General features: G+C 62.3%; 8 protein-coding genes and 1 pseudogene. 5 read left to right on the top strand and 4 right to left on the bottom strand.

What is annotated here, in order from left to right:
* Nucleotides 1-283 (bottom strand): annotated as a pseudogene (locus tag CGX12_RS11735) (lytic transglycosylase domain-containing protein); the annotation flags it as partial.
* Between the two features lie 98 nt (nucleotides 284-381).
* Between CGX12_RS11735 and CGX12_RS11730 the strand changes: the two are divergent.
* The 3 genes from CGX12_RS11730 to CGX12_RS11720 all read left to right on the top strand — a co-directional run bounded on the left by CGX12_RS11730 (nucleotide 382) and on the right by CGX12_RS11720 (nucleotide 3601).
* Complete coding sequence (locus CGX12_RS11730) at nucleotides 382-675, top strand: hypothetical protein (RefSeq protein WP_094040066.1); 294 nt, start codon at nucleotides 382-384, stop codon at nucleotides 673-675.
* Between the two features lie 128 nt (nucleotides 676-803).
* Nucleotides 804-3377: a putative bifunctional diguanylate cyclase/phosphodiesterase gene (locus CGX12_RS11725; RefSeq protein ID WP_094040065.1), complete on the top strand. Its 2574-nt coding sequence runs from the start codon at nucleotides 804-806 to the stop codon at nucleotides 3375-3377.
* Nucleotides 3378-3451: 74 nt separating this feature from the next.
* Nucleotides 3452-3601, top strand: coding sequence for an entericidin A/B family lipoprotein (locus CGX12_RS11720; RefSeq protein WP_094040067.1), 150 nt, complete (start codon nucleotides 3452-3454; stop codon nucleotides 3599-3601).
* A 77-nt stretch (nucleotides 3602-3678) separates the two neighbouring features.
* Here the strand turns inward: CGX12_RS11720 and CGX12_RS11715 are convergent, their stop codons facing one another.
* Together CGX12_RS11715 and hmpA are read right to left on the bottom strand one after the other, a co-directional pair.
* Nucleotides 3679-4515 (bottom strand): HpcH/HpaI aldolase/citrate lyase family protein, encoded by an 837-nt coding sequence (locus tag CGX12_RS11715; RefSeq protein ID WP_094040064.1) that lies wholly within the window; start codon nucleotides 4513-4515, stop codon nucleotides 3679-3681.
* Nucleotides 4516-4638: 123 nt separating this feature from the next.
* Nucleotides 4639-5835: an NO-inducible flavohemoprotein gene (gene hmpA, locus CGX12_RS11710; RefSeq protein WP_094040063.1), complete on the bottom strand. Its 1197-nt coding sequence runs from the start codon at nucleotides 5833-5835 to the stop codon at nucleotides 4639-4641.
* A 200-nt stretch (nucleotides 5836-6035) separates the two neighbouring features.
* Here hmpA and CGX12_RS11705 point away from each other — a divergent pair, with 200 nt between their 5' ends.
* Nucleotides 6036-6626 carry a DUF4202 domain-containing protein gene (locus tag CGX12_RS11705; protein ID WP_094040062.1) on the top strand — a complete coding sequence of 197 codons (591 nt, stop codon included), beginning with the start codon at nucleotides 6036-6038 and terminating at the stop codon, nucleotides 6624-6626.
* 9 nt (nucleotides 6627-6635) lie between these two features.
* On the opposite strand, the gene CGX12_RS11700 is transcribed toward CGX12_RS11705, so the two are convergent.
* Entirely contained in the window at nucleotides 6636-7616 is a 981-nt protein-coding gene (locus CGX12_RS11700; RefSeq protein ID WP_094040061.1) for an AraC family transcriptional regulator, read from the bottom strand.
* Nucleotides 7617-7916: 300 nt separating this feature from the next.
* On the opposite strand from CGX12_RS11700, the gene antA reads away from it, so the two are divergent.
* Nucleotides 7917-9302: an anthranilate 1,2-dioxygenase large subunit gene (gene antA / locus CGX12_RS11695; protein ID WP_094040060.1), complete on the top strand. Its 1386-nt coding sequence runs from the start codon at nucleotides 7917-7919 to the stop codon at nucleotides 9300-9302.
* Nucleotide 9303: the final 1 nt, after the last annotated feature.

Here is a 9303-nt window from a genome sequence, read left to right as displayed (position 1 = left end):
CTGCCGGCGACAGCGCGCCCGGCAGATAGGCGCTTTCCACTGCCGGCAGCCAGGCGAGGCTCGCGGGCAGCGCGCGCTCGCGGAGCAGCGGAAGCAGATGGGGAAGCCAGTTTTCCGCCCGTTCCCGCACCCGGGCCAGGTGTGCCGGATGGCGGCGCAGGTAGTCGAGCTCCCGCTGTATTTCCGGGCGCTGGTAGAGGCTGTCGGGCAGCGGCAGGGCCGCCGCACCGCCGCCCAGCAGCAAGGCCAGCAGCAGGCCCAGGGTCAGGTATGTGATCTTCATGGCATATGCCAAGCAATTTGCATACCGCAACTTTATTTTCTGGCCCCGGGGTCGTTATAGAGGAAGTAGAGGTTGGTGGAGCGTTAACGGGCGGAGTGATGGTAGCCGGCAGAGTCGAGAATCCCATGCTGGGGCGTACCTTGCACAAGGTGACCCTGTACCTGATCCTGGTGAACCTGGGACTGGTCGCTGGTTTTGGCCTCAGGATGTCCGTCCTCGGCTTTTGCGCCTTTATGCTGACCGGCGCCCTGCTGGTGAGTTACCAACTGGTCATTACCCGCCTGATGTACCTGGAGGCCCGCCGCAGCAACGACGGTTACCTGATTTATCCGGTCATACTGGCGGGCCTGGGACTGGCCCTGCTGCTGCTGCTCTCCGTTATCGGTGACTGAGCCGGGCCGGCATGGTTAATCCCTTGTTTTTATTGTTGACGTGCATCAATAAAACGTTGCATTGGCCATGCATACTGTTACCCCCTTGGGTATAGTCTGCGCTTTGGTGACAAGGAGAGTACCCCGCCATGGCCGGACGTCCGACCACGATAAAGCGTTATCTGTTGAATCGTACCCTGCTGTTTTCCGTGATCGGCTTCCTGCTGTTGCTGGTGGTGGCCAACCAGGCCTATCAGAGCAGTATCCGGGAAAACGCACGGCAGGTGGCGGCCTCGGTGGCGGAGAATACCTTCAACTCCATGTACCTGATCATGAGCCAGGGCTGGACCCGGGGGCAGCTCGAGTCCTTTCTTGCGCAGTTGGAGGCGGGCAGCGCCGGCGGCAGCTTCCATATCGGCCTGTACCGGGGCGAGCTGGTCAATGAACGCTTCGGCGAGATCGCTCAGCCGACACCGGATGCGGCCCTGCAACAGGCCCTGCAAAGCGGCACCATCGCCGCCTTCGACCGGGGTGAGCACTTGCGTTACCTCTACCCGCTCAACGCCAGCGAAAGCTGCCTGGCCTGCCACACCAACGCCCGGCTGGGGGATACCCTGGGGGTGATCGAGGTCGGCCAGGATCTCTCGCCCCAGTTGGGGCTGGCCAACCGCAACCTGCTCTACTACCTGCTATTGTTGTCGCCGCTGCCACTGTTGTTCGCCTTCTGGGCGGTGCGGCGGGTCAGCCTGCATATCAACGACTCGATACAGCACCTTTCCCGCAGCATAGAGCAGGTGGAAAGCCTGTCTGATCTGTCGCGCATGGGGGAGGCGCGGCGCCAGTTCCGTTTCAAGGAGATGAACAACATCTTCGGCCAGGTGGAGCAACTGGCGGACAAGCTGCGCAACATAGCGGTGGACAAGGATCTGCTGGAGTTCGAGATCCGGCTGCTGGAAAAATTCGTGATCACCTCGGAAGTGGTGCGTGACTGGCGGGAATACGTCAACGTGCTGATGCTCGATATCAACCGGGTGCTGGACATCTACACCATGTTCTCCATCTTCAAGGTGGACGACGAGCTGTTCGACCTGGAGATCTTCTGGCTGCGTCCGCCCAGCCCCCTCACCCGGGAGATGATGGAAAAAGCGGTGCTGACCCGGCTCAGGGCCCAGGACTCCTTCTTCAGCCACAGCGAGTTCAAGCTGCACCACAACATGGTGCAGGGCGGTGGCGAGGCCGTGATCGAGCTGGGCGCCCGCGACATCGAGCTGCAGACCAAGTCGCTGCTGGTGGAAACCCCCAAGATCGGCGGTATCGTCGGCATCGGGGTGCAGGCGGACATCGTCAAGGACAAGACCAAGGTGCTGGTGCTGGAGAGCATCCTTTCCACCCTGCTCAACGTGGTGGGCTCGGTCAAGGCCATCTACAAGTACACCCGGGATCTGGAGTACTACGCCACCCGGGATCCGCTGACCAACCTCTACAACCAGCGCATGTTCTGGGAGCTGCTCGAGTACGAGCTGGACCGCAGCCGCCGCCACGGCTATCCGGTGGCCATGCTGCTGCTGGATTTGGACAACTTCAAGTCAGTCAACGACGGCTACGGCCATGCCAGCGGCGACCGGCTGCTGACCGAGCTGTCGCTGCTGCTCAAGCAGCAGCTCGGCAACGGCGATGTGCTGGCCCGCTATGGCGGCGACGAATTCGTTATCGTGCTGCCGGAAGCCGATCTGGACAAGGCGGGCCGGGTGAGCGAGCGGGTGCTGAAGGCGCTGGACGGCTTCGTGATGGAGCACGAAGGTGGCGCCCTCAAGACCACCTGCTCCATCGGTGTGGGCATCTACCCCGATCATGCGGACAACGCCAAGGAACTCTTTATGTTCGTGGACAACCTGATGTACCGCGCCAAGGCCCAGGGCAAGAACCGGGTCAGCCTGCCGAAAGAGCAGGATGTGGCGGACATCTTCCGCGATATGAGTGAAAAAACCCAGCTGGTGAACCAGGCCATAGAGCAGCGTACCCTGCTGCCGGTATTCCAGCCCATACTGCCTCTGGCCGACGGCGAGCCGGGGGCGGTGGAGGTGCTCAGCCGGATCCGGCTGGCGGACGACAGCCTGATGAACGCGGGCGAGTTTATCGAGATCGCCGAGTCCATGGGCAAGGTGCACCTGCTCGACTACATAGTGATGGAAAAGGCCTTCGGCCAGGTGCGCGACACCGGTTATGGCGGCCTGCTGTTTATCAACCTGTCGCCCCGGGCGGTGCTGGTCAACGATTTCCTGGCCCGGGTCAATGGCCTGGTGCAGCAATACGCCATGGATCCCGGCCGGGTGGTATTCGAGATCACCGAGCGGGACACGGTGAAGAGCATGGTGCTGCTGGAGAAATTCATCCGGGCCCTGAAAGATGCCGGCTTTTTGCTGGCGATCGACGATTTTGGCTCGGGCTTCTCCTCATTTCACTACCTGAAGCATCTGCCCATCGACTTCGTCAAGATCGAGGGCGAGTTTATCGCCAACATGGCCAACGACAGCCGGGACATGGCCTTCGTCAGCAGCATCACCCAACTGGCGCGCCAACTGGAGGTGAAGACGGTGGCCGAGTACGTGGAAACCGAGGAGGTGCTGGCACTGGTGCGGGCCACCGGCATCGACTATGCCCAGGGCTACCATATCGGACGGCCGACGCCGGAGCTGGCGTCCGTGATGGCGCGGATGGGCTGAGCGGTTGGTGTTGCACGATTGAGTCTATACTTTCGAATGGTCATTTACCCTCAAATCCTGGAGGAAGGCAGATGATGTTCAGAAAGATAATGGCGATGCTGATGGCGATGGGCCTGGCCGCCGGGCTGGCCGGCTGCAATACCTTCGCCGGCGCCGGCAAGGACATCCAGCGTGGTGGCGAGGTGGTGGAAGAAGCCGCCCGGGATGTGCAGCAGAAGATGTAGTCGCCGGACGCGGCATCAATACAACGGGGCGGCCCTTGGGCCGCCCCGTTGTTGTTGCGGGAAGGGGAGGCGGACGCCTACTCCTGCGCCACCTGCTGCAGGATGCGCCTGGCCCGGGCCATGACGGGGGCATCCACCATGTTGCCCCGCACCGCCACCACGGCGCCGTTCACCCTTTGCTCCGCTTCCAGTATGCGCCTGGCCCAGGCGACCTGGGCCTGGGTGGGCACCATGGCCCTGTGCGCCGGCGTTACCTGCCTGGGGTGGATCAGCAGCACGCCGCCAAACCCCAGCTTCATGGCCTGGCGGGCGTAATGCATCAGTCCTTCCGGGTCGTGGATGGCGGTGTAGATGGCATCCAGCGGCGCGGCCAGGCCGTGGGCCCGGGACGCCATCACCAGTTGGCTGCGGGCGAACAGGAAGGCCGACTCGTCGTGGGGTTCGCCTTCCGGCGGCGGGTAGTCCATGCCCAGATCCAGCGCCAGATCCAGCTTGCCGAACAGCAGTCGCCTCACCCCGGTGGCGGCGGCGATCTCGTCCAGGCGGGCGAAGGCCAGGGCCGACTCGATAAAGGGCAGCAGCGGCTTGTCGGTGAGGTTGGCCAGCTCCGCCAGGGCTTGCGGGTCTTCGGCCTTGGGCACCACTATGGCGGCGATGGCCGGAGAGCGGCACAGCAGGGTGTCCTGGGTGAACCAGGGGCTGCCGGTGCCGTTAATGCGCACCAGCACCGAGGCGGGAGGCCGAGCGTCCAGCCAGCCGGCCAGGGTGGCGCGGGCGCCGTCCTTTTCCGCCGCCGGCACCGCGTCTTCCAGATCGACGATGACGGCGTCGGCACCGGCATTCAGCGCCTTCTCATAGCGTTCCGGCCGGTTGGCCGGCACGAACAACAGGGTTTGCAGAGCATTGATATCCATAAAAAGCCCCAGTAATCCGGGCACCGGGCCCGGGGATCCGCAAGGAGACTTCTATTTAGACCATGGACGGTGCTGCTGTAAACAGGCCGGTGCTCTTTGTGTGGATACTGTGACCCCGGGATGTCAGAGCTGCTGGTGCGGGCCGAACACCTCGTAGTGCAGCTGCTCGTCGGCGATGCCCCAGCCGGAGAGTTGCTCCTTGACCATGGCCATAAAGGGCAGGGGGCCGCAGAAGTAGTAATGAGCGCCGGGCAGCAGGATGCTGTCCTTGACCTTGTCCAGATCCATCAGGCCGGTGGCGTCAAAATCTTCTGCCGGGCGATCCTGGGCGGCGGGTTCGCGGTACCAGACGTGGGTCTCCAGGTTGGCGTGGGCCTGGCGGCGTTGCCGGATATCGTCACCAAAGGCGTGCTGGGCGCCGTTTTCGCAGGCGTGCAGCCAGTGGATGGGCGCCGGGTGGCCCTGCCTGAGCAGCTGATCCAGCATGGCGCGCATCGGGGTCTGGCCCACGCCGCCGGAGATCAGCACCACCGGGGTGCCGGCATCCACCGCCATAAAGAAGTCTCCCGCCGGCGGCAGCAGCTGCAGCACATCGCCTTCGGCTACCTTGTCGTGCAGGAAGTTGGAGCCGGTGCCGCCGGGCTCGCGCTTGACCGCGATGCGGTAATCCCGGCCGTTGGGGGCCTGGCACAGGGAATACTGGCGGTATTCCCTGTGGGCCAGTTCAGCCGTATCCAGGTGCAGGCTGAGGTACTGGCCGGGCAGGAAGTCGGCCACAGGGCCGCCGTCGGCCGGGACCAGCAGGAAGCTGGTGATCTGCTCGCTCTCGGCCCGCTTTTCCTTCACCACAAAGGCACGGGTGCCGCGCCAGCCGCCGGTTTTGCTCTCGTTGGCCCGGTAGATCTGCTCCTCCCGACCGATGAAGATGCCGGCCAGGGCGCCGTAGGCCTGGGCCCAGGCGTCGATCACCTCGGGGGTGGCGGCGTCCGGGGCCAGCTCCTTGATGGTTTCCAGCAGGTGGTGGCCGACAATGTCGTACTGGGCCGGCTGAATGGCAAAGCCGGTGTGCTTGTGGGCGATGCGCTCCACCGCCGCGCCCAGCACCGCCGGGTTGTCGATGTTTTTGGCGTAGGCCAGCACGGCGGCGAACAACGCCGCCGGCTGGCGGCCGGACGCCTGGTGGCTCAGGTTGAACACGTCCTTCAGCTCCGGGTTGTCGCGGAACATGCGCCGGTAGAAGTGCTCGGTCAGGGCGGTGTTGGCCGACTCCAGCAGGGGAATGGTGCTCTTGATGATATCGATGGTGCGGGCGTCCAGCATCTTGCTTCTCCGTTTTAATTGATATGTGAAGTGCAACTTTTTGCGCATCTTATAGATACATTTGATATGCATCAATAAGATCCTGCGGCTTTTATGCATGGTCCGGCCAGTGGGAAGGTGGAGAAAACGGCATTTTCCCTTTGCAACGGCGGGCTTAGCGACAACAATACTGTTATTTGCCAACGAATGAGGACGCCCCCATGACCCAAGATTCCCGCCTGCAGCAGGTACTGGACGCCATCGACGCGGAAAACCGCCAGGATCCCCACCAGGAGCAGGCCGACGGCCAGAGCTGGCCCAAGGAATACCTGTACAGCCTGCGCATGAGCGAGCAACTGGCCCGATTTGCACCGAACGCCTCCGAATTACTGCAAATCGCCGCCCGGGCCCAGCACATCCGGCGCTGGACGGTGCCCCGTACCGACTATCCCATGGACAGGGCCGGCTACAAGCACTGGCGTACCGATCTGGCAAAATATCACGGCGAACTGACCGCCAAACTAATGGAAAATGCCGGTTACAATGAGATGGAGCAGGAGCGGGTGAAGGCCCTGCTGCTGAAGAAACAGCTCAAGCGCGACGACGAGGTGCAAACCCTGGAAGACGTGATCTGCCTGGTGTTCATCCACTATTACCTGGAAGACTTCGCCACCAAGCACGAAGAGGAAAAGCTGCTCGACATCATCCGCAAAACCTGGGGCAAGATGTCGGAAGCGGGCCACGCCGCCGCCCTCCAGGTGCCGCTCAGCGCGCCGGTGCAGAGCCTGGTGGGCAAGGCCCTGGCGGCCTGAGCCGGGCGCTCAGCGCCTGGCCTTGCCGAAGGTGGCCGAGGGCAGCTCGCCAAAGCGCTGCTGGTACTCTTTGGCGAAGCGGCCCAGCTGGGTAAAACCGCAGTCCATGGCGATGCTGGAGACGCTTTCTCCGGCATCGGCCTGTTGCAGGCGCCGGCGCACTTCCTCGTAACGCAGGTTGCGAAAGTGCGCCACCGGCGAGCAGCCGTAGAACTGGTGAAAGTCCTTGTACAGCCGTTCGCGGCCGATGCCCACCAGCTGTTCAAAATCCGACAAATTCAGCGATTTATCCAGATTTTCCTGCATCATGGCTTCCAGTTCGTGCAGGTAGGCGGGCCGGTTGAGTTGCCGGTCTTCCAGCTCGCGGGAATAGTTGTGCGGCTGGGCATAGAGCAGGCCGGTGATCAGGGTGTCCTGGAACGACGCCCAGACGTGGGGAAAGTCGAACAGGCTGCTCTGGTTTTGCAGCATGCCCTGCAGGGTGGCGACCGTGTTCCACCAGTCGCCCATGCCCTCGTTCAGCCTTATCCCGGGTTCGAAGATCACCGGTTTGGTGATCTCCCGGCGCAGCAGCGATGCCAGCTTCTGCTCCACCGCGGTGCGGGCGATGCGCACCAGCTGTTTGCGGCAATCGGCGCCCAGTATCAGGCTGACCGGATGGCCGGGGGAAATGATCAAGCCCAGCTCGGGGCTGGATTCAATCCTGTCCTTTTTGTGTTCGACGTACTGGCTGCCGGCCAGCGGCAGGCTGATGCTGTAGCTGTGCAGCAGATCCTGGGTTTTGACATGGGCGGCGGTGGAGTACTCGATCACGCCGAAGGAAAGCTGGCCCAGCACGGCACCCTGGTGGCGAAACAGCAGCTCATTGGGTTTTAGAATTTCCAGATCGTGGGGGCCGCAGACGCTCCTCATCCAGTCGCGGGCCGAACTGATGCTGTTCAGCTCCGCGGCCAGAAATTGTCGCTGTACCCTGTGGTGGTACTGGCTCATGGTCTTCCCTCTCGGACAGTGCTTCCAGTCTCGTCATCACCGGCATCCGGCCGTGATGAGTTAATGATTTTTTATTTTTTTAACATCTGTTTTACGCGGCATCTTGTGCTCTTTGCCCCTGGCTGTCAACCAAGGGCGGGCAGGAGCGCCGCCTGACACCGACCTGATAAAGGCTCACTTCGTTTAACATTTTAGACTCATAAAAACTGCATATCGTTAACCGGCAAACTGAATATTGGCCCTTTCCCCGAAGCGCTAGATTGGCAGCCATGGCAATCAGGTTCAAAAGGAGAGGACCCCATGAGCACCCAAAGAAGCTTGACCCAATGGCAAGCGTTCATCGAGAACAGCCTGGACTTTCGCCCCGATGAGGGGGTGTTCCGCGTCGCCCGGGACATCTTTACCGACAGGGAACTGTTCGATCTCGAGATGGAGCTGATTTTCGAGAAGCAGTGGATCTTTGCCTGCCACGAAAGCCAGATCCCCAACCCCAACGACTTCATCACCATGCAGGCCGGTCGCCAGCCGATGATCATCACCCGCGACGGCAAGGGGGAGCTCCATGCGCTGGCCAACACCTGCCAGCACCGGGGCGCGACCCTGACCCGGGTGTGCAAGGGCAACCAGTCCACCTTTACCTGCCCCTTCCATGCCTGGTGCTACAAGTCCGATGGCCGGCTGGTGAAGGTAAAGGCGCCCGGTGAATACCCCGCCGATTTCGACAAGTCCAGCCGCGGCCTGAGCCAGGCGCGCATCGCCAGCTACAAGGGCTTTGTCTTTATCAGCCTGGACACCGAGTCCACCCTGAGCCTGGAAGACTTTCTCGGCGACACCCGCCTGTTCTTCGACATGATGGTGGAGCAGTCCGCCACCGGCGAACTGGAAGTGCTGCCCGGCCAGTCCACCTACACCTTCAACGGCAACTGGAAACTGCAGAACGAAAACGGCCTGGACGGCTACCACGTCAGCACCGTGCATTACAACTACGTCAGCACGGTGCAGCACCGCCGCGAGCTGGAAGCCCAGCAGCAGGGCGGCACCAGCGACACCCTGGACTACAGCAAGCTGGGGGCCGGCGACAAGGACACCGACGACGGCTGGTTCTCCTTCCGTCATGGCCACAGCCTGTTGTTCAGCGACATGCCCAACCCCGAGGTTCGCCCCGGTTACCGGACCGTGATGCCGCGCCTGCTGGAGCAGCTGCCGGAAGAGCGGGCCAGGTGGACCATGCACCGGCTGCGCAACCTGAACATCTACCCCAGCCTGTTCTTTATGGATCAGATCAGCTCCCAGCTGCGCATCATCCGCCCGGTGGCCTGGAACAAGACCGAGGTGATCAGCCTTTGCCTGGGTGTGAAGGACGAGTCGGCCGCGGATCGGGAAAACCGCATCCGTCAGTTCGAGGACTTCTTCAACGTCTCCGGTATGGGGACCCCCGACGATCTGGTGGAGTTCAAGGAATCCCAGCGCGGTTTCGAGGCCCGCATCTCCCCCTGGAGCGACATTTCCCGGGGGTACGAGACCTGGCAATACGGCGAAACCCCCAACAGCAAGGTGCTGGGTATCCAGCCCGCGATCACCGGGGTCGAGTTCACCCATGAAGGGCTTTATGTGAACCAGCACGGCGCCTGGCAGCAGATGATGCGGGAAGGACTGAAGAAGAAAGCACGTCAGGAGGAGGTGTAAG

Origin of the sequence: Zobellella denitrificans (assembly GCF_002237365.1) — a bacterium.
Classification (GTDB): Bacteria; Pseudomonadota; Gammaproteobacteria; order Enterobacterales; family Aeromonadaceae; genus Oceanimonas; species Oceanimonas denitrificans.
Note: the sequence above shows the minus strand (reverse complement) of the source record. Positions and strands in the feature narration are given on the sequence as shown.